Source organism: Streptomyces tanashiensis, assembly GCF_014648895.1.
Classification (GTDB): domain Bacteria; phylum Actinomycetota; class Actinomycetes; order Streptomycetales; family Streptomycetaceae; genus Streptomyces; species Streptomyces tanashiensis.
The window spans coordinates 506,693-527,134 of record NZ_BMRZ01000001.1; the positions used below are offsets into that span (position 1 = coordinate 506,693).

Annotated in this window: 16 protein-coding genes; 7 read left to right on the forward strand and 9 right to left on the reverse strand. The window is 72.7% G+C overall.

Going from position 1 to position 20,442, the window contains the following annotated elements; translation table 11 throughout:
- Positions 1-165 precede the first annotated feature (165 nt).
- On the reverse strand, positions 166-2,622 hold the full coding sequence (locus IE237_RS02250) for an ABC transporter family substrate-binding protein (RefSeq protein ID WP_189800071.1): 2,457 nt from the start codon (positions 2,620-2,622) through the stop codon (positions 166-168).
- A 248-nt stretch (positions 2,623-2,870) separates the two neighbouring features.
- Here IE237_RS02250 and IE237_RS02255 point away from each other — a divergent pair, with 248 nt between their 5' ends.
- The 4 genes from IE237_RS02255 to IE237_RS02270 all read left to right on the forward strand — a co-directional run bounded on the left by IE237_RS02255 (position 2,871) and on the right by IE237_RS02270 (position 6,660).
- On the forward strand, positions 2,871-3,098 hold the full coding sequence (locus IE237_RS02255) for an Rv0250c family protein (RefSeq protein ID WP_189800072.1): 228 nt from the start codon (positions 2,871-2,873) through the stop codon (positions 3,096-3,098).
- 70 nt (positions 3,099-3,168) lie between these two features.
- Complete coding sequence (gene sdhC / locus IE237_RS02260) at positions 3,169-3,999, forward strand: succinate dehydrogenase subunit SdhC (RefSeq protein WP_189800073.1); 831 nt, start codon at positions 3,169-3,171, stop codon at positions 3,997-3,999.
- A 10-nt stretch (positions 4,000-4,009) separates the two neighbouring features.
- On the forward strand, positions 4,010-5,893 hold the full coding sequence (locus IE237_RS02265) for a fumarate reductase/succinate dehydrogenase flavoprotein subunit (protein ID WP_189800655.1): 1,884 nt from the start codon (positions 4,010-4,012) through the stop codon (positions 5,891-5,893).
- The gene (locus tag IE237_RS02270; protein ID WP_189800074.1) at positions 5,890-6,660 is read left to right on the forward strand and encodes a succinate dehydrogenase/fumarate reductase iron-sulfur subunit; all 771 of its coding nucleotides are present in this window, start codon (positions 5,890-5,892) and stop codon (positions 6,658-6,660) included. Before IE237_RS02265 ends, IE237_RS02270 begins: the two co-directional genes overlap by 4 nt.
- A gap of 78 nt (positions 6,661-6,738) precedes the next feature.
- Here the strand turns inward: IE237_RS02270 and IE237_RS02275 are convergent, their stop codons facing one another.
- Entirely contained in the window at positions 6,739-7,596 is an 858-nt protein-coding gene (locus tag IE237_RS02275; RefSeq protein ID WP_189800075.1) for a transglutaminase domain-containing protein, read from the reverse strand.
- Between the two features lie 90 nt (positions 7,597-7,686).
- Complete coding sequence (locus IE237_RS02280; RefSeq protein ID WP_370468139.1) at positions 7,687-8,712, reverse strand: glycoside hydrolase family 18 protein; 1,026 nt, start codon at positions 8,710-8,712, stop codon at positions 7,687-7,689.
- A 185-nt stretch (positions 8,713-8,897) separates the two neighbouring features.
- Between IE237_RS02280 and IE237_RS02285 the strand changes: the two genes are divergently transcribed.
- Positions 8,898-10,976 (forward strand): TPM domain-containing protein, encoded by a 2,079-nt coding sequence (locus IE237_RS02285; protein WP_189800657.1) that lies wholly within the window; start codon positions 8,898-8,900, stop codon positions 10,974-10,976.
- 44 nt (positions 10,977-11,020) lie between these two features.
- Complete coding sequence (locus tag IE237_RS02290) at positions 11,021-11,731, forward strand: PspA/IM30 family protein (protein ID WP_189800076.1); 711 nt, start codon at positions 11,021-11,023, stop codon at positions 11,729-11,731.
- Between the two features lie 35 nt (positions 11,732-11,766).
- On the opposite strand, the gene IE237_RS02295 is transcribed toward IE237_RS02290, so the two are convergent.
- The 6 genes from IE237_RS02295 to IE237_RS02320 all read right to left on the reverse strand — a co-directional run bounded on the left by IE237_RS02295 (position 11,767) and on the right by IE237_RS02320 (position 18,712).
- Entirely contained in the window at positions 11,767-14,337 is a 2,571-nt protein-coding gene (locus IE237_RS02295) for a SpoIIE family protein phosphatase (protein WP_189800077.1), read from the reverse strand.
- 144 nt (positions 14,338-14,481) lie between these two features.
- Positions 14,482-14,904 (reverse strand): ATP-binding protein, encoded by a 423-nt coding sequence (locus tag IE237_RS02300; RefSeq protein WP_189800078.1) that lies wholly within the window; start codon positions 14,902-14,904, stop codon positions 14,482-14,484.
- A 143-nt stretch (positions 14,905-15,047) separates the two neighbouring features.
- Positions 15,048-15,527, reverse strand: a complete 480-nt coding sequence (locus IE237_RS02305) for a (deoxy)nucleoside triphosphate pyrophosphohydrolase (RefSeq protein WP_229842193.1) — start codon at positions 15,525-15,527, stop codon at positions 15,048-15,050.
- A gap of 40 nt (positions 15,528-15,567) precedes the next feature.
- Positions 15,568-15,747, reverse strand: coding sequence for an SPOR domain-containing protein (locus tag IE237_RS02310; protein WP_189800079.1), 180 nt, complete (start codon positions 15,745-15,747; stop codon positions 15,568-15,570).
- Between the two features lie 155 nt (positions 15,748-15,902).
- Positions 15,903-17,630, reverse strand: a complete 1,728-nt coding sequence (locus IE237_RS02315; protein WP_189800080.1) for a purine-cytosine permease family protein — start codon at positions 17,628-17,630, stop codon at positions 15,903-15,905.
- 329 nt (positions 17,631-17,959) lie between these two features.
- Positions 17,960-18,712, reverse strand: a complete 753-nt coding sequence (locus tag IE237_RS02320; RefSeq protein ID WP_189800081.1) for a GntR family transcriptional regulator — start codon at positions 18,710-18,712, stop codon at positions 17,960-17,962.
- Positions 18,713-18,924: 212 nt separating this feature from the next.
- On the opposite strand from IE237_RS02320, the gene IE237_RS02325 reads away from it, so the two are divergent.
- Entirely contained in the window at positions 18,925-20,268 is a 1,344-nt protein-coding gene (locus tag IE237_RS02325; protein ID WP_189800082.1) for a glycoside hydrolase family 18 protein, read from the forward strand.
- Positions 20,269-20,442: the final 174 nt, after the last annotated feature.

Consider the following 20,442-nt stretch of genomic DNA (forward strand, 5'->3'; position numbering starts at 1 on the left):
CGGCCAAGATCCGAGAGGTGTCAGCGGGAGTTATGGGGGGTGTGGGGCAGGTCGTGCGACCGGGTCAAAGGGCCGTCGCGATCCTGCCCGCCGGGATCACCGGCGGGCAAGGAAATTGAGCTGCTTCTGAGGTTGTGACCTGCGGTTTCAGAGGTTTCAGTGCTTTCAGGGGGTTCGCTCGGCCCCCTTGGAGGATTCGGGCTTCTTGAAGCCGATGTCCTGGTAGCGGGGGGCGGCGAGACCCCAGGCACCGGCGTTCACGAGATCGGCCCTGGCGGCGACGAGCTGCGGGCGCTGGTAGAGGGGGATGGAACCGGCCGCGGCCCAGATCCGGGCGTCGGCCTGGCGCACCAGGTCGCGGGCCTCCTCCTCGTCGAGCGTCCCCGCCGCCTGGTCGAACAACTGATCGATACGGTCGGTGCCGACCCGGGAGTAGTTCTGCTCGACAAGGAGCGAGCCGTCCGAGGCCGGCTCGGGCTTGGCGAAGATCGGCCGGGCGTCGGTCGCCGGGAAGGCGGAGGCGGGCCAGGAGTAGAGGGCCAGGTCGTAGTCGCCCGAGGCCACGTGGTCCTTGAAGAAGCTGTCGTCGGAGACCTTGGTGACCTCGGTGCGGATCCCGACCGCGTCGAGCATCCGGACGATCCGGTCGCCGACCGCCCGCAGCGACTCGGAGCCCGGCCCGGACGGCAGGACGAAGCGGAGGCTGAGCGCCTTGCCGTCCTTGCCGAGGGCCTTGCCGGCCTCGGGGGCGGTCACGGGGGCGGCGGTGCCGCGCGGGGCATAGGCCCCGGCCACTCCCCGGTCCGGCTTGGCGACCGACTGGGCGGCGCGGGCGCCGGAGCCGGTTCCGGTGTCGAGCGCCTCGGCGCGGGCGAGGAGCGCGGCGCTCTCGCGGGCCGCGGCGGGGGCCGGGGCGAGGACGTCGGTGCCGCTCTCGGGGCCGTTCGCGCCGATGACGGGGGCGGGGACGGCGCGGCGATCGCCGGGCTTGTCGTCGCCGACGATGTAGAGGCCCTCGTCGGAGGCGGTGTCGCTCCCCTTCTTCTTGGCGTCGGTGGAGCCCTCGGCCTTCTCGGCGCCGGTGGAACCCTCGGCCTTCTCGGCGCCGGTGGAACCCTCGGCCTTCTCGCCCTTCCCCTTCTCCTTCGCCTTCTCCGCGGCCTTCTTCTCCGCCTCCTTCTCCGCCTCGCTGCCCGCCTTGGTGCCGGCGGGCTTCTGGAGCGCGCCGCCGGGGACCCAGCCCGCGTCGGCGAGGAGCGCCTGCGCCTCCTTGGTGTCCTGGCCGCCGAGCGCGTCGCTGCTGTCCGCGTACGCCGCCTGGCCCGCGAGGGCGAGGTGGCTGCCCGGGGGCTTCGCGGGGAGTCCGAGCGGTCCCAGTACGGATTCGGCCAGCTCCTGGCGGTTGATGGCGCGGGCCACCGCCCGGCGCACCCGCTCGTCGGCCAGCGGGCCGGACTCGCCGTTCAGCGAGAGCTGGGTGTAGGCGGGCTCCAGGGACTTGCGGACCACGTACTTCGCCAGGGCGTCCTGGGCGCTCGCGTACCGGGCGATCGCCTCCTGGTTCTTCTTCCGGGCGGCCTTGACCTCCGCGGCCTTGTCGTCGTCGGAGCCATGGGCGAGGGCCCAGGACTTCAGGGCCTTGGAGGGGGTGATCGCGGCGCCGGGGCCGTGGGCGGCGGCGGCCTGGGCGCCGTTCCGGCCGGCGCGGGCGTCGCGGAGGGCGAGCGCGATCCGCTCGGCCGCGGACCGGTCGATCTCGGCCAGGTCGAGGGTGCCCGCGGCGAGCGCGGTCGCCCGGTCGGCCCGGGGGACGGCCTTGAGGACGACGGTGTCGAGCTTGGCGGACTGCCCCCACCAGCGGGGGTTGCGGGCGAGGGTGACGTCGCCGCTCTTCCGGTCGATCGTCTTGAGCAGGAACGGTCCTGCAGTGGCCTTGAGCGTGGTGCGCGCCCCGTCGTTGAAGGAGTTCGGGGAGCCCATCACCTGCTTCGGATAGAGGGGAGTGAAGAGGGACTGCCAGTCGGCGTAGGGCTTGGCGAAGGTGACCCGGACCTCCAGGTCGTTCTTGCCGCGCTCGATCTTCTCGATCCGCTCGTAGCCGGAGTTGCGGGCGGTCCAGTACGCGGTGTCGCGGCCGCTCAGCGCGCGCCACTGGGCCACGAAGTCCGGGGCCCCGATCTCGCGCCCGTCGCTCCAGACGGCCTGCTGGTTGAGCTTGTAGAGCACGACCTGCTTGGGCTCGGTCTCGACGACCTGCGCGGACTCCAGGTAGTCGGGGTTCAGCCGCGGCCGGCCTCGCTCGTCGAGCGTGTAGAGGGCGGGGAGCACGGCTCCGGCGATGCGCGCGGTGGTGCCGTCGGCGTCGGCCTGGAAGGTGTTGAGCGTGGTGGGCAGGGCGTCGACGGCCCAGCGGAGCGTGCCCCCGTCGGCGACCCGGTCACGTGCCGCGGGGGCGTTGTCCTGGGCCGCGGCGGGCGCCTCGTCGGCCTCGTCGCCGGAGCTGCATCCGGCGAGGACGGTGACGGCGAGGACCGCGCTGGTGAGGGTGGCGACGGAGCGGAGCGTGCGGGAGCGGGGGCTCCTTGAGCATGTCCTCCCGCGAGGGGCGCCGATCTGGGACATGACTTGTACCCCTTCGTCCAGATTTATGCCATTTGGAGATGATCAGACCTATTGCTCATACACTGAAAAGGACGGAGCGGATTCGGCCACGGCGACACGGCGGCACGACCGGCAAAGCCCACTCGTGCGGCCCAACCCCGCCGGGACCGGGCGCTCCGGACGAGTGGAAACCCGTGCACATGGCTTCCCAAGCGGGATGTGACGCGCGACACTCCTGCCGAAGCCGCTCGCGGAAGTGAGGGCAACCCATGTCCGTTCAGGACGATCTGGCGGCCGTCAAGCGTCGCCTGCAGGACCTGGAGCACACGGTCGAAGAGCTGGAACGGCGCGTCGGGTCGGAGCGGGGAGCACCTTCCACGCCGGCCACCGGCCGCCCCGAGGGTCTGGTGACCATCCCCGACGCCCCGTACGACAGCGGGCTGTGGGTCGACACGGACGACGAGGGACTGGGAGCACGCGACCGCCACGCGCCCTAGACCGTGGAGCAGAGCAGAGCCGAGCCGTAGAGCCGTAGAGCCGTAGAGCCGTAGAGCCGAGGAGGCCCTGTTGGCGACAGGTACGCAGCCCCCGACGAGTCACGGAGCCGCGACGGGGGTGCGCTCCCCGGGGCGCGCCGCCATCGCCGCCCGCCATCTGCGCACCGACCGCTGGTGGCTCTCCCCCGCCGCCACCGCGGCCGGACTGCTCGCCTTCGTCGCGTACTCGACGTGGCGGGCCTTCGCGAACGCCGACTACTACGCCGCCCCCTACGTCTCCCCCTTCTACTCGCCCTGCCTCGCGGAGAACTGCGTCCCCATGCGGGGCGGCCCGAACTGGGCGATCTTCGGCAGCTGGTGGGGGCTCTCCCCCGCCCTGTTGATCCTGGTCTTCCCGCTGGGCTTCCGGCTGACCTGCTACTACTACCGCAAGGCGTACTACCGCGGGTTCTGGGCGGCTCCCCCGGCCTGCGCGGTGGCCGAACCCCACCGCACGTACACCGGCGAGACCCGCTTCCCGCTGCTCCTGCAGAACCTCCACCGGTACTTCTTCTACGCGGCGCTGCCGGTCGCCGGGATCCTCACGTACGACACGGCGCTGACCTTCCGGAACTCCGACTACGCGTGGGGCCACGCCGGGCTCGGGACGCTGATCTTCCTCGTCAACATCGCCCTCATCTGGGCGTACACCCTGTCCTGCCACTCCTGCCGGCACATCGTCGGCGGCCGCCTCCGGCACTTCTCGAAGCATCCCGTCCGCTACCGGCTGTGGACCTGGGTGGGGCGCCTGAACCGGCGTCACATGCAACTCGCCTGGGCGTCGCTGATCAGCGTCGCCGTCTGCGACCTGTACGTGTATCTGCTCGCCACCGGCGCCTTCGACGACCCGAGGTTCTTCTGACATGAGTCCTGTGAGCTCCGTGGAACGGCAGCGGTGGGACGTGGTCGTGGTCGGCGCGGGCGGCGCCGGGCTGCGGGCCGCGATCGAGGCGCGCCGGGCCGGCGCGCGCACCGCCGTCATCTGCAAGTCCCTCTTCGGCAAGGCGCACACGGTGATGGCCGAGGGCGGCATCGCCGCGTCCATGGCGAACGCCAACGAGCACGACGACTGGAAGACGCACTTCCGGGACACCATGCGCGGCGGGAAGTTCCTCAACCAGTGGCGGATGGCCGAGCTGCACGCCCAGGAGGCCCCCGAGCGGGTCTGGGAGCTGGAGACCTGGGGCGCGCTCTTCGACCGGACGCCGGACGGCCGGATCTCCCAGCGCAACTTCGGCGGCCACGAGTACCCGCGGCTCGCGCACGTCGGCGACCGCACCGGTCTCGAACTGCTGCGGACCCTCCAGCAGAGGGTCGTCGGCCTCCAGCAGGAGGACCACCGCGAGACCGGCGACCACGAGTCGCGCCTGAAGGTCTTCCAGGAGTTCACCGTCACCCGGATCCTCAAGGACGGTGACGGGCGGGTCTCCGGGGTCTTCTGTTACGAGCGGGAGAGCGGGCGCTTCCTCGTCCTGGAGGCGCCCGCGGTCGTCCTCGCGACCGGCGGCATCGGCAAGTCCTTCAAGGTGACCTCGAACTCCTGGGAGTACACGGGCGACGGTCACGCCCTCGCCCTGCTCGCCGGGGCGCCCCTGGTGAACATGGAGTTCGTGCAGTTCCACCCGACCGGCATGGTCTGGCCGCCGTCGGTGAAGGGGATCCTCGTCACCGAGTCCGTACGCGGCGACGGCGGGGTGCTGCGGAACTCCGAGGGCCGGCGGTTCATGTTCGACTACGTCCCCGACGTCTTCAAGGAGAAGTACGCCGAGTCGGAGGAGGAGGGCGACCGCTGGTACGAGGACCCCGACCACAACCGGCGCCCGCCCGAACTGCTGCCCCGCGACGAGGTGGCGCGGGCCATCAACTCCGAGGTCAAGGCGGGGCGCGGCTCCCCGCACGGCGGGGTCTTCCTGGACGTGTCGACCCGCATGCCGGCGGAGACGATCCGGCGCCGGCTGCCCTCGATGTACCACCAGTTCAAGGAGCTGGCGGACGTCGACATCACGGCCGAGGCGATGGAGGTCGGGCCGACCTGCCACTACGTGATGGGCGGCGTCGCCGTCGACTCGGAGACGGCCGCCACGGTCGGGGTGGCCGGGCTCTTCGCCGCCGGTGAGGTCGCGGGCGGCATGCACGGCTCCAACCGGCTCGGCGGCAACTCGCTCTCCGACCTGCTCGTCTTCGGGCGGCGGGCCGGACTCCACGCGGCGCAGTACGCGATGTCGGGGGCCGGCGGCGGGGTCGTCGAGGACGACGTGACCGCCGCGCGGGCGGAGGCGCTGGCCCCGTTCGACCCTGTCGCCGCGGGGCCCCCGGAGAACCCGTACACCCTCCACCAGGAGCTCCAGCAGACCATGAACGACCTCGTCGGGATCATCCGGCGGGAGAGCGAGATGGCCGAGGCCCTGGAGCGGATCGCCGCGCTGCGGGAGCGGACGGGGCGGGTCGTGGTCGAGGGTCACCGGCAGTTCAACCCCGGCTGGCACCTCGCCCTCGACCTGCGGAACATGCTCCTGGTGAGCGAGTGCGTGGCCCGGGCCGCCCTGGAGCGCACCGAGTCCCGGGGCGGGCACACCCGCGAGGACCGCCCCACGATGGAGCGGTCGTGGCGCCCGGTGAACCTGCTCTGCCGGGCCGAGGACGGCGGCGTCGCCCTGGAACGGGTGCGCACCGAACCCATCAGGCCCGATCTGCTCGCCCTCTTCGAGAAGGAGGAGCTGGCGAAGTACCTGTCGGAGGAGGAGCTGGACGCATGAGCACGTATCAGGCCCACTTCCGGATCTGGCGGGGCGACACCGACGGCGGGGAGCTGACCGACTACACCGTCGAGGTGCACGACGGCGAGGTGGTCCTCGACATCGTCCACCGTCTCCAGGCCACCCAGGCCCCCGACCTGGCCGTGCGCTGGAACTGCAAGGCGGGCAAGTGCGGGTCGTGCTCGGCCGAGGTCAACGGCCGGCCCCGGCTGATGTGCATGACCCGGATGTCGGTCTTCGGACGCGACGAGGTCGTCACCGTCACCCCGATGCGCGCCTTCCCCGTCGTCCGCGACCTGGTCACGGACGTCTCCTTCAACTACACGAAGGCCCGGGAGATCCCGGCCTTCGTCCCGCCCGCCGGGCTCGGCCCCGGGGAGTACCGGATGCGGCAGGAGGACGTGGACCGCTCGCAGGAGTTCCGGAAGTGCATCGAGTGCTTCCTGTGCCAGGACACCTGCCATGTGGTGCGCGACCACGAGGAGAACAAGGAGGCCTTCGCCGGGCCCCGGTTCCTCATGCGGGTCGCGGAGCTCGACATGCACCCCCTGGACGCGGCGGAGGAGGCCGGGCTCGACCGGCGGCGGACCGCGCAGGAGGAGCACGGCCTCGGCTACTGCAACATCACCAAGTGCTGCACCGAGGTCTGCCCCGAGTCCATCCGGATCACCGACAACGCCCTGATCCCGCTGAAGGAGCGGGTCGTGGACCGGAAGTACGACCCGCTGGTCTGGCTCGGGAAGACGATCAGGCGGCGGAAGAGCTGAGGCCGGGCGCCGGGCCTGGCGGCGGCCGGGCCAGGTCAGCCCAGGTCAGGTCAGACCTGACCTGACCTGGGCTTGGCGTCAGGCCGCGGCGCCCGCGCTCCAGCGGCCGAGGACCGGCTCGGCGAGGGTGCGGGCGGGGCGGCACAGGGTCTGCCCGTGGAGGTCGAACAGCTCGTCGCGCGAGGAGAAGCGGCCGAGGTCCGTCCGGAGGTGGGCGGACAGGTCGCAGGGCGCCGACCCGGCGCACGCCGCCGGCGCGTCCCAGTCGACGGTGGTCCGGGCGACGGCCTCGAAGAGCGTCTCCGCGCCGGAGTTGGTGAACCCGCCGCCGTGCTCCGCCGGGCCCAGCCCGGTGAAGAGCTCCGCGATGGGCACCCAGACGCTCTCGTCGGCTCCGGTGCTCGCGTCGGCGCCGGTGTCCCCGTCGGCGCCGGTGTGTCCGGCCGCGCCCGTGTTCCCGTCCGCGCCGTCCAGCCGGAACTCCGGCCAGGCCAGCAGGACCTCCTCCGGGACGAACGCGCGGAGCTTCGGGAACCTCGGGTACCAGAAGGTGCCGTCGACGAGCAGGCCGCGCACCCGGGTCTCCACGCCGAGGGACCGGGCCACCGCCTCCAGGACCGCCATCCGCTGGCTGCACGAGCCGCGGCCGAGCCGCAGCGTGCGCGACACCCGGCGCCGGTCCTCGACGGAGTACACCGGCCGTACGGCGGTCACGAGGATGCCGTGCGCCACCTGGAGCCGGGCCCGGTCGGTGACCGCGCCCCGCGCCTCGGACTCACGCAGCACGCGGGCCACGAGGGCGGTCACGAGCGGGTGCTCCCGGTCCAGGATCGGAGTGGGCCGGGTGGACCCGGGGACCTCACCGGCGGGCGCCTCGGCGCCACGGGTGCGGTCCGTCAGGACGGTGCGGACAGGCATCAGCAGACGGCTGGTCATGTCGTACTTCCCCCTCGCCGGCGGCCCGCCCGGGCCGCCCGGCACCATCCTCCTCCGCCCGGTCCCGCACCGGCACTCGGGTCCCCTCTCTCAGAGCCAGCCCGCGCGGTAGGCCGCCCAGTCCTCCTCGCGCGCGGCGAAGTCCACGTACAGGGCCAGGCCGAACCGCTCGCGGCCGGGGTCGGTCCGGCCGAGGCCGAGTCTCGCGCCCCTGACGGCCGCGGCGACCGTCTCCGCGTCCTCGTGGTGACCGAGGTCGTCCTCGTGGAAGAACGGGAGCCCCATCAGCAGGTCCGTGCTCTCGGGCGTCACTTCGAGGGCGAGGGCCGTCTGCTGGGCGACGTACCCGCCGTACAGGCTCTCCAGTGGCATCCAGGTGTCGTACGACATGACGGCGATCTGGTCGACGCGCCGCGCGACCTCGCCGAAGAACTCCTGCGACCACCACTTCTCGCTGCCGTTCGAACTGAGCGCGCCCAGCGCCGTGTGGGCGCCCGGCAGCGGGTCGATCTGGTGGGCGGCGACCGAGAGCGGGGCCTTGCGGGCGCGGGTCAGCTTCCCGAGGTCGTCGAGGAGGGAGAGGTAGTCCCGGTCGTCGGAGTGCAGCGGCTCCAGGTCGAAGTGGACCCCGTCGAAGCCGGCGTCGAGGATCTGCCGGGCCGAACCCACCACGGCGCGGCGCGACCCGGCGTCCTCCAGGCGCAGCCCCACCGGCCCCTCGGAGGCCAGGACGTCGCCGAGCCAGGCCTGGACCCGTATTCCGGGCATCGCGCGGTGCACCCCGTCGATCAGCCATCGCGCCCGGGGGTACTTCGCCGCCGGGAGGGTGCCGTCGTGCTCCAGGGGCCCGGCGTGCACGTACAGGTCGCGTATGCCGCTGTCCTTCAGCCGCGCGGCGAGGGCCGCGAGGTCGGCGTCCTTCTTCCGTCCGTCGACCCAGGCGTGCCCGATCCAGAACGCGTCCTTGCCGCGGGTCCGCGCGTCGTCCCTGAGGTCTCCCGCGTAACTGACGCGCAGGGCCAGGGCGCCGAAGAGCGGGGGCACCACGAGCAGCAGGACGACACCGAGGACGAACCAGCGCCCCCGCCTCCACACACGCCTCAGCCGTCCGTCCACCCGAGCCCCCCAAGAGCCGTCGCGTCACTGGAACCACCGTAGCGGCGGCTACTGACAGTGACGTCCTGGCGGGGGAAACGGTTTCGGGACGCGACGAGTCCGTGGTGTCGGCCCGGTCGCGGGACGGCATACCCGGACATAGCCTCACCTCTGTGACGCGAATAGCCACCCGAGCCCTTCTCGCGATGCTGGTGGCGGCGTGGTGGCTCCTCGTGCCCGCCGTGCACGGCGCCCACGCCGACGACCCCGTCGTCCTGTCCCGGGACGGCCAGATCACCGACCGGGTGGACGCCCTCGGCGACCGCCGCGCCTCCGTGGTCCAGGCCCTCGACCGGCTCTACGACGACCGGCGCGTCCAGCTCTTCGTCGTCTACGTGCGGGACTTCTCCGGGCGCTCAGGCCAGAGCTGGGCCGACGCCACCGCGGAGCGCAACGCGCTCCGCCTCGACGACGTCCTGCTCGCCGTCGCGACCCACGACCGGCAGTACGGCTACTCGGCCGACCCCGACTCCCGCCTCACCCAGGCCCAGCTCGACGAGGTCGCGCGGACCGCGATCGAACCCGCCCTGCGGCAGAACGACTGGGCCGGCGCCGCCATCGGCGCGGCGAACGGCTACGACGCCGTCCTCGCCGGCCGGCCCGTCCCCACCCCGACGCTCACCCCCGGGCCGGCCGACCCCGGTGCCGCGCCCGACGACGGCACCTCGGCGACCGACCTCGTGCTGCCCCTGGTCCTCGTCGGCGGCGCGGGGGCCGTGGCGGCCTACGCGTACACCAAACGGCGGCGGCGCGCCGAGACCCGTACGACACCGGGGGGCGGCCGGGGCTGGGGCCCTCCGAAGGAGACCGCTCCGCCGTCCCTGGAGGAACTCGACGGGGAGGCCCGCCGGACGCTGGTCGCCACCGACGACGCCGTCCGCACCAGCCAGGAGGAACTCGGATTCGCGTCGGCCCAGTTCGGCGAGGAGGCGGTACGCCCGTTCACCGGGGCGGTCGACTTCGCCCAGGAGCAGCTGACGGCCTCGTTCCGGCTGCGGCAGAAGCTCGACGACTCCTTCCCCGAGGACGACTCGACCCGCCGGGCCATGCTGGACGAGATCCTCCGGCGCTGCGCCGAGGCGAACGCCCGTCTCGACGCCGAGACGGAGGACTTCGACCGCCTCCGGGCCCTGGAGCGCACGGCTCCCGAGGCGCTGGGCACGGTGGAGGCGGCCTTCCGCGAGCAGACCGGCCGGATCGGGACGGCCGAGGCGTCACTGGCCGCGATGCGCGAGCGGTACGCGGAGACGGCGGTGGCGCCCGTCGCCGGCGACGTCGAGCAGGCGAAGGACCGGCTCGTGTTCGCGACGACCCACGTCAACCAGGCCCGGCAGCAGATCGACGCCGGTGACAACGGCGGGGCGGCCGTGCACATACGGGCCGCCGAGGGCGCCGTGGACCAGGCGGCCCGGCTGATCGAGGCGGTCGACCGGCGGGCGCAGGAGCTGGCCGAGGCCGAGGGGAAGCTGCCGGGGGCGCTCGGGGAGACGGACGCGGACCTGGCGGAGGCCGGCGGCTTGCTGAAGGGGACCGCGGAGGGGGTGTCCACGGCCGATCTGCAGGGCCGGATCGCGCGCGCCGAATCGGTGATCGCCGAGGTGCGGCGGGGCGTGGACGCCGGGCGGTACGACCCGATCGACGCGCTGCGCCGGGTCGAGGAGGCCGACGCGGCGCTCGACGAGGCGCTGGAGGGCGCACGGGAGCGCGAGTCGGGCACGCGGCGCGCCCGCGCGCTCCTCGATCAGGTGATGCTGACGGCCCGTTCGGCGATCGGGGCGGCCGCCGACTACGTCACCACGCACCGGGGCGCGGTGGGCAGCGAGGCCCGTACGCGCCTTGCCGAGGCCCAGCGCCGCTGGGAGAAGGCGCGGTCGCTCGCGGCCGCCGACGACCCCCAGGCGGCGTTGGCGGAGGCCCAGCAGGCGGACGCGCTGGCCCGGCGGGCGCAGGACCTCGCCGAGCAGGACGTCCGGACGTATGGGAACCCGAACGGCCTGGGCGGTGTAACAGGGGTGGGAGGAAGCGGTGGCGGCGGGCTCGGCGGTGCGGTGCTCGGCGGCATCATCCTCGGCGGACTGTTCGGCGGTGGACGGGGAGGCGGACATGGGGGGTTCGGTGGAGGTCAGGGTGGCGGGGGTTTCGGGGGCGGAGGTCTCGGCGGCGGGCCCGGCAGCTTCGGCGGCAGCGGCACGCGCGGCCGGCTGGGCGGCGGAGGCCGTTTCTGAGGACGGCCGTCCTCTCCCTTCTGTCCCTCTCAAGGAGAAGAGCCATGAGCAGCAAGCAGACCGTCCTCGGCCGGGTCACCCAGCTGGCGAAGGCGAACATCAACGCCCTCATCGACCAGGCGGAGGATCCGCAGAAGATGCTGGACCAGCTCATCCGCGACTACTCGAACAACATCGCGGAGGCGGAGGAGGCGGTGGCGGCGACCATCGGCAACCTCCGGCTGATGGAGCAGGACCACCAGGAGGATGTCGACGCGGCGAAGGAGTGGGGCGGCAAGGCGCTCGCCGCGAGCCGGAAGGCGGACGAGCTGCGGAGCGGCGGGCAGACGGCGGAGGCGGACCGCTTCGACAACCTGGCGAAGGTGGCGCTGGGCCGCCAGCTGCAGTCGGAGAAGGAGGCGCGGACGGCGGAGCCGACGATCGCCGCGCAGACCGAGGTGGTCGGCAAGCTCAGGACGGGCCTGGACCAGATGAAGGCGAAGCTGGGCGAGCTGAAGGCCAAGCGCGACGAGCTGGTCGCCCGCGCGAAGTCGGCCCAGGCGCAGAACCGGATGATGGACGCCGTGAAGAGCATCGACGTGCTCGATCCGACGAGCGAGCTGAGCCGCTTCGAGGACAAGGTGCGCCGGGAGGAGGCGAAGGCGCTGGGCAAGCAGGAGCTCGCCGCCTCCTCCCTGGACGCCCAGTTCGAGCAGCTGGACGCGCTCGGCGACAGCGCCGAGATCGAGGCCCGGCTGGCCGCGCTCAAGGGCTGATCCGTCGCTTCCTCGCGTCTGTGTGGGAGCCCCTCTCAGAACATGCTGAGGAGCTGCTCCACCGTGGGCTCCGCCGCTCCTTCGCCGTCCGGCAGGGCCAGTTCGAACCAGACGGTCTTGCCGCGCGGGGTGCGGCGCGAGCCCCAGGAGGAGGAGAGCAGCCCGACGAGCTGGAGGCCGCGGCCGCCCTCGTCGGTGTCCCGGGCCCGCCGGCGCCGCGGCTGGACCAGGCCGGCGTCCCAGACCTCGCAGACGAGGGTGCGGTCGCGCAGCAGGCGCAGCCGGATCTCCCCCTCGCCGTAGCGCAGGGCGTTGGTGACGAGCTCGCTGACGAGGAGTTCGACGGTGTCGACGAGCGGTTCGAGGTCCCAGGCGGCGAGCTGGGCGCGGGCGAGTTCGCGGGCCCGGCCGACCGAGCGGGGTTCCCTGGGCAGCCGCCAGTCGCCGACCGCCTCGCTGGGGAGCCCCTGGATCCTGGCCATGAGGAGGGCGATGTCGTCCTCGCCGTGACCGGTGTTCAGGCTGGTGAGGACCCGGTCGCAGACGTCCTCCAGGGGACGGGCCGGATCGGTGAGGGCACGCCGGAAGGCCTGGAGGCCCTCGTCCAGGGGGTGGTCCCGCGACTCGACGAGCCCGTCGGTGTAGAGGGCGAGGAGAGCGCCCTCGGGCAGCTCGACCTCGACCTCCTCGAAGGGTTCCCCGCCGACGCCGAGGGGCATCCCGGGGGGTACGTCGAGGAGCAGGGCCTCCTCGCCGGGTTCGACGAGCACCGGCGGAAGGTGCCCGGCGTTGGCGAAGGTGCAGCGGCGGGTGACCGGGTCGTAGACGGCGTAGACGCAGGTGGCGAGGTAGACCTCGGAGAGTTCGGGGCCGCGGTTCTTGTGGGTGCGGGACTGCTGCGCGCCGATGGGGGCGCCCAGGCCGCGGGCGATCTCGTCGAGGTGGGAGAGGACCTCGGCGGGCTCCAGGTCGAGCTGGGCGAGGGTGCGGACCGCGGTGCGGAGTTCGCCCATGGCGACGGCGGCGCGCAGGCCGCGGCCCATGACGTCGCCGATGACGAGGGCGGTGCGGTGGCCGGGGAGTTCGATGACGTCGAACCAGTCGCCGCCGACCTCGGTGGCGGCGGTGCCGGGGAGGTAGCGGCAGGCGATGTCGAGTCCGGCGGCCTCGGGGTCGCCGGGCGGGAGCAGGCTGCGCTGGAGGATCAGGGCCCGCTCGTGCTCGCGGCGGTAGAGGCGCGCGTTGTCGATGCAGACGGCGGCGCGGGCGGCGAGTTCGACGGCGAGGGCCCGGTCGCGCTCCCCGAAGGTCTCGCTGCCCTTGGTGCGGGAGAACTGGACGAGGCCGACGACGGTGTCGTGGGCGACCATCGGGACGACCAGGGTGGACTGGACGAGGTCTCCCTCGGAGCCCGGGACCGTCCGGATGCGGCCGGTGCGCAGGGCTCCGGCGCAGGGCGAGTTGAAGGGGTAGCGGTGGACGGCCCCGACCTCGATGGGTACGGGTCCGCAACAGCCGCTGCCCGCGCCGTGCCCCTCGTCGGTTCTGAGGGGGGTGTCGGAGACGGCGCTGGCGAAGGCGACCCTGCGGAGTTCGGCGCTGCCCGCCCCGTAGCCGACGTCGTGGGAGTTCCCCCACCGGCCGGGCGGTGCCTCGTCGCCGGTGAGGAGGCCCTGGTAGAGGTCGACGGAGGCGAGGTCGCAGAAGCCGGGTACGGCGACGTCGAGGAGCTCGCGGGCGGTGGCCTCCAGGTCGAGGGAGTTGCCGATGCGGGCGCCGGCCTCGTTGAGCAGGGCGAGGTTGCGGCGGGCGCTGGCGGCTTCCCTGGCCGCGTTGTGACGGCGCGTGACGTCGATGCCGAGCCCGGCGACTCCGATCGGGCGGCCGGAGCCGCTGTGCACGCGGTAGAGGTTGATGGACCAGTGGCGGCGGTCCCTGGCGCCGGGGGCGGCGCCGACGATCTGGAAGTCGGTGACGGACTCGCCGGTCTCCAGGACCCGCCGGAGCGCGGTGGTCATCCGGTCGGCCTCGGCGCGGTTGAGGTAGTCGTGGACGGTCCGGCCCCGGTGGTCGTCGGCCTCGCCGCCGAAGACGGTGGCGAAGCGCCGGTTGGCCCGCTTCACGGTGAGGTCGGTGCCGAAGAGAAGGAAGCCGAAGGGGGATTGGCCGAATATCGCCTGGGAGGCGGCGAGGTCGGTCTCGATCCGGCGGAGGGCGCGCACGTCCACGACGATGCACAGCGCGGCCCGTTCCCCGGTCTGGGTCTCGCTCGGCATGACGTACATCTCGGCGATGCCGCGGGGCCGGTCCTCGCCGGGCATGCGGAACGGGACGAGGCCCGTCCACTCCTTGCCGTCGAGGATCTCCTTGACCCGCCGGTGGCCGCGCTCGCGCAGGTCGGCGGGCATGAAGGCCTCGACGGGGTCCTTGCCCCTGGCCTCCTCGGCGGTGACCCCGAAGAGGTCCACGGCCCTTCGGCTCCACTGCTCGACGAGGCCGTCGGGCCCGATCGAGAAGGACGCCACCCGGATGTAGTCATAGATGGAGCCGGGCGGGCTGCTCTGCCACACGACGCCGCCGCTCGCCGTCTCAGGTATCTCGCTCACGCGACCGTCCCCTCCAGCTCACCGCACCGGACCGGCCATGCCCGCAGTATTCAATACGGCAGGCCCCGACGGCACGACGTTCACGATCACAGGGTGGTCTCGTTCGTCCCTCGCCGAGTACCGGTGATCGTTGTCCCACCCTGTTTACTCACCAGGGAGAGCCAGCTCGAACCATACGGTTTTGCCCGTCCTTCCTCTACGGGTTCCCCAGCGGCGTGCGGAACAGGCCACGAGACCCAGGCCGCGACCCCCCTCGTCCTCGGGTCCCGGGGCCCGCTCGGTCGGTGGATCCGGAAGCGGATCGGAGACCTCCACCAGGAGCGCCGGCGGATGCGCGGGGTCGGCGCCGTCGGAGCGGGGGCGGACGAGCCGGACCCCGATGGGGCCGGAGGCGTACCGCAGGGAGTTGGTCACCAGCTCGCTGACCAGCAGGACGGTCACATCGCCGAGGGCCGTGTCGAGCTCCCAGGCGCGCAGGGTCGCACGCACCGCGTGGCGGGCCGTGCGCACGGCGTTCGCCTCCGCCGGGAAGTGCCACTCCGCGCGGTCGCCGTCGGTGTCGATCACACCCGATCACTTCCCCAGCCGTGCGTCAGCAGGAAGGTTCACGCCCCCTCCCAAGGGGACATTCTGGACATACCCGCTATATGGTGCGGGATATCCCGTCGGGGGCGTCAGCGGGCGCACGGTGGCACGAACGGCGTAGGAAGTCAGCCGCGCGCTCCGTCGACGGGGGCCGGCGGCAGCCTCAGCGCGGCCTCGGCGACGGCGGGGCGGTCCTGGTCGAGCCAGTCGACCGAGTCCAGCTCGTGCCGGGAGAGCCAGCGGAGCTCGTCGTGGTCCTCCAGGGGACGCGGTTCGCCGGAGAGCAGCCGGGCGGTCCACACCCGCAGGACGTATCCGGGCTTCAGGGGCCACTCGCCGGGGATGCGCTCGCCCGGCTCGACCTCGACACCGAGCTCCTCCCGGAGCTCGCGGACCAGGGCCTCTTCCGGGCTCTCGCCCGGTTCGAGCTTGCCGCCGGGCAGTTCCCAGCGGCCGGCGAGCTCGACGGGGGCGCTGCGGCGCGCCGCGAGCAGCCGCCCCCGGTCGTACAGGGCGCCCGCGACGACCACGACGCCGGCTCCCTGGCCGGGGCCGGCGTCGCGCCGGGGCTCGTGGGGCGTGGGGTCGGTGGTGCGTTCCGTCATGGGCGCGAGGGTAGCCCGACCCGGTCGGTGCCCGCCGGGGTCAGAGGGCGGGGGTGCCGATGCGTTCGACCCAGTAGAGCTGCTTGTGGCCGCGGTCGTCGAGGCTGTCCGCGATCTTCTGGGCTTCGTCCTTGGTCGCGTACCGCCCCACCCGGTAGCGGTTGCCGTTGTCGTCCTGCCGTATGACGAGCCAGGGAAGAACAGGGCCGCTGTCGGTCATCAGGCTTCTCCCTCCGCCGGTCCGGGCACCGCCAAGGATCTCCGGGAAACCGCAATCCGCATATGCCGGAGCTTACGCCTGACCTTCACACAGCGGATACGGGTTTTCACAAAGAGGCACGGATCGGCCGGGAACCGACGGAGGGAGGCCGAAGGTCACACCACGGGCGCCGCCGCGGGAACGATCGGCACGGGCATGAGGACGGGGCCGCCGGCGCCTTCGGGATCCTTGCGGCAGACGTCCCCGCAGTCGGCGTCGAGCGAGCAGCAGAGGGAGCAGACCGGGCCGGACCGCACGGGGCAGTCGGCGATGTCCGGCAGCTCGTAGGCCGTCTCGCACTCCGCGCAGGTGTGGGTCGCCCGCTCGTCGGCGACCTCGGCGCCGGGGCCGTTCACCGTGTTGGGGCGGGCCAGGTAGTAGCGCCCCTTGGTCGCCCAGGCGATGAGCGGGCAGAGCACGACGGCGAGGCCGGCGGCGATGAAGGTGGAGAACGCCTCGGCGTACGTACCGAAGAGACCGAAGAAGGCGAGGATCGAGACGACGGAGGCGATGACCATGGCGCCGAAGCCGGCCGGGTTCACGGCGTACAGGTAGGCGCGCTTGAACTCGATGTACGGGGGGCTCCAGCCGGCCCGCTTGTTGATGACGAGGTCGGCGGCGACGGCCGCGATCCACGCGATGCCGACGTTGGAGTAGAACCCGAGCAGCTTGTTGAGGGCGGCGAACATGTTCATCTCCATCAGCGTCAGCGCGATGGCGAGGTTGAGGAAGATGTACCAGACGCGCCCGGGGTGCCGGTGGGTGACGCGGGAGAAGAAGTTCGACCAGGACAGCGAGCCGCTGTAGGCGTTGGTGACGTTGATCTTGATCTGGGAGACGATCACGAAGAGCGCGGCGGCGGGCAGCGCGAAGGAGCCGAGCCAGGGCTTGAGCGCCTCGATCTGCGGGGCGATCGGCTCCAGGGCGTGGGTCTTGCCGACGGCCTCCAGGGCGACGAAGGCGAGGAAGGCGCCGCCGAGCTGCTTGGCCGCGCCGATCACGACCCAGCCGGGCCCGGCGGCCAGCACGGCGAGGTTCCACCGGCGCCTGTTGGTCTCGGTCTTGGCGGGCATGAAGCGCAGGTAGTCGGCCTGCTCGCCGATCTGGGCGATCAGGGAGAGCGCGACGCCCGTGCCGAGACCGAAGCCGATCCACGAGAAGCCCGCGCCGGCGCCCTCCGTGCCGCCGAAGGAGGCGAAGGCGCCCCAGGCGTCGGGGGCCTCGAAGGCGAGCACGGCGAAGGGCAGCACCAGGCCGATGAGCCAGATCGGCTGCGTCCAGGCCTGCACCTTGGCCAGGGCGCCCATGCCGCGGAAGACGATCGGGATGACGATCAGGGTCGTGACGAGATAGCCGATCTCCACCGGCAGCCCGACGGCCTGGTGCATGGCCTGGGCCATGATCGAGCCTTCGAGGGCGAAGAAGATGAAGGTGAAGGAGGCGTAGATGAGCGAGGTGAGCGTGGAGCCGAAGTAGCCGAAGCCCGCGCCGCGCGTGATGAGGTCCATGTCCAGGCCGTACTTCGCGCACGCCCGGGCGATGGGGATGCCCGTGAGGAAGATGAGCGTGGCGGCGGTGAGGATCGAGGCGAGTCCGCTGCCGAAGCCGTAGGTGAAGACGATCGAGGCGCCGATCGCGAAGTCGGCGAGGTAGGCGATGCCGCCGAGCGCGGTGCCGGCGACGGTCCCGGGCGACCAGCGCCGGAAGGAGTGCGGGGCGTACCGCAGGGAGTAGTCCTCGCGGCTCTCGTCCGCGGCCAGCCTGGCGTAGCTGCGGCGGGGTCCGGCGGGCGGCGGGGCGGCCGCCTCCGGCTCCGGGGTGGGGGTGGTGACCGTGTCCGTCATGAGGGTTCCTGTCGTCCGACCGGGTCGCGGGTACGGACGAGGAAGGTAGGAGCCGTGCGTGACGGAGGCCGACGGCACGCGATTGCCGGGCGGTTACGCGAACTGACGCCCCGTTAACTCCCGGTCACACCCCCCGGACACCGGACCCCGCTGAACGGTCACGGTCGGCGCCACCGCGAACGGCACCCCAGGGCGCCGCCCCCGCCACACCGTTCCCGAGGCTCCATCCCGAGCCCGCGCCCCGAGCACGCGTCACCGCGCCCCGCCCCCGCGCCGCCGCCCCGCGCCAGTACCCCCGACTCCCCCTCACCCCTCCCGCCGCCCCGGCGTCACCGCACCGGCAGGTGGTACGCGATGCGGTAGCGGTCGGCCGGGACGACGACGTCGGCGGTCTCGACGGCGCGGCCCGAGGCGTAGTACGTCCGCTCCACGACCATGACCACGTGCCCGGGCACGCCGCCGAGGGCCAGGAGTTCCTCGGCGAGGCCGGGCCGGGCCCCCACCTCCTCCACGACGTTGTCCACGACGACGTCGATGGCCGCCATGCGCTCGACGACGCCGCAGCCGCCCAGGGGCCCCTCCTCGGGCAGCATGACCGGGGTCCGGCCGGTGACGGCGAGGGGCTCCCAGGAGGTGGAGACCATCATGGGCTCGCCCCCGTCCCGGTACACGTACCGCGTGCGCATCACCCGCTCCCCCGGCTCGATGCCGAGGCGCTCGGCCACCTCGACGCTCGCCGGCTCCTGCTCGCTGCGCGACTCCCAGGTGCCTCGGGCCCCTTCGGCCGCCTGCTCCTGGCGGAAGGGGCTGGCGCCGGACACGGGGCGATTGCCGGAGCGGGCGATCCGCCGCGGCACGGGGCGCTCGCGCACATAGGTCCCCGAACCCGAGCGCCCCTCCACGAGCCCCTCGGCCATGAGTACCTTGCGGGCCTCCAGCGCGACGGTGTCCGACACCCCGTACTCCTCGCGGATGCGTGCCTGCGAGGGGAGGCGGGTATGCGGCGGAAGCGAGCCGTTGGCGATCTTCTCCCGCAGATCGCTCGCCACGCGCAGATAGGCGGGCTGCTCACCGAACGTCACTGGACACTCCCCTCAGGTTGACTTACAGCTACAGCCTGGCAACCGACGGTCGCGATCCGCAAGCATGGGCCAAAGTTTCACTCGAAGTGATGACACTCGCGGCTACCCGCGGCCACCTCGGCGAGATGCCGTCGAACCCCTTGACCCCTATTGGTCCAGACCAATAGGTTCCTGCCCGCACGCTCCATCCCGCCTCGCACAGGAACGAGCCCATGCGCCCCAGAGCCCTGACCAAGCTGACCCTCGGCACCGCCGCCGCGGCCGCCCTCGGCCTCCTCGCCACCCTGGCCCCCTCCGCGGACGCGCACCAGCGGCCCCCGCAGGCATCCGCGCACACGCCCGCGCTCAAGCGGATCGGCTACTTCACCCAATGGGGCATCTACGGCCGGAACTTCCAGGTCAAGGATCTGGAGACGAGCGGCACCGCCGCCAAGCTGAGCCACATCAACTACGCCTTCGGCGTGGTCGGTCCGGACGGCAAGTGCCTCATGGGCAACGCCCCCGGCTCCGACCCCTGGGCCGACTACGTCCGCCCCGTCGACGCCGCGAACTCCGTGGACGGCGTCGGTGACACGGCCGATCAGCGGCTGGCCGGCAACTTCAACGAACTGCGCGAGCTCAAGGCGGAGAACCCCGGCCTCAAGGTCATGATCTCGCTGGGCGGCTGGAGCGGCTCCGCGCACTTCTCGGACGCGGTGCGCACCGCCGCGGGCCGCAAGGCCCTCGTCGCCTCCTGCATCGACACGTACATCAAGGGCAACCTGCCCGTCGACGGCGTCCGCGGCGGCGCCGGGGCCGCCGCGGGACTCTTCGACGGCGTGGACCTGGACTGGGAGTGGCCGGGCTCGGACGGCGCCCCCGGGAACGTGATCCGTCCCGAGGACAAGCCCAACTTCACCAAGCTCGTACGGGAGTTCCGCACGCAGCTCGACGCCTACGGGCGCTCGCTGCCGCAGCGCAGGCACTACGACCTCAGCGCGTACGTGCCCACCGCGCCGGCCAAGATCGACGCGGGCTTCGAAGTCGCGAAGATCATGCGGGACTTCGACTTCGTGAACCTCCAGGGCTACGACTTCCACGTCTCCGGCGAGAAGACCACCGCCCAGCAGTCCGCGCTCTTCGCGAAGGACGACTTCAGCGTCGACCAGACCGTCAGGGCCTGGCTGCGGCGCGGTGCCCCGGCCCACAAGCTCGTGGTCGGCATGCCCTTCTACGGCCAGGGCTGGACCGGCGTGACCGGCGGCGGCGACGGGCTCGGTCAGCCGGCGGCCGGCCCCGCCCCGGCGACCTGGACGGCGGGCTCCGAGGACTACAAGTTCCTGAAGAAGCTCGCGGATTCGGGGACGTACAAGCTCTACCGGGGACAGCGGAACGGTCACGCCTGGCTCTTCGACGGCACGACCCTGTGGACGTACGACGACCCGACCGTCCTGCGCGCCAAGGCCTCCTACGTCCGGCAGCACGGGCTCGGCGGCGCGATGGTCTGGTCGCTCGACGGGGACACCGCGGACGGCGAGCTGATCACCGCCATCGACCGGGGCCTCACCCGGCACTGACACCCCTTCCCCGGCCCCTCCGAGGGTCGGGCCCGAGAGCCGCGGACCGGCGCCCCCGCCGCTCACGGCGTTCCGCGACGGCGGTCGGTCACGGGCCGTCGTCGCGGGCCGCCGTCTCCGGTCCGCACACGACGGGGCCGGGCCTCCCGACGAGGGAGACCCGGCCCCGTTCCC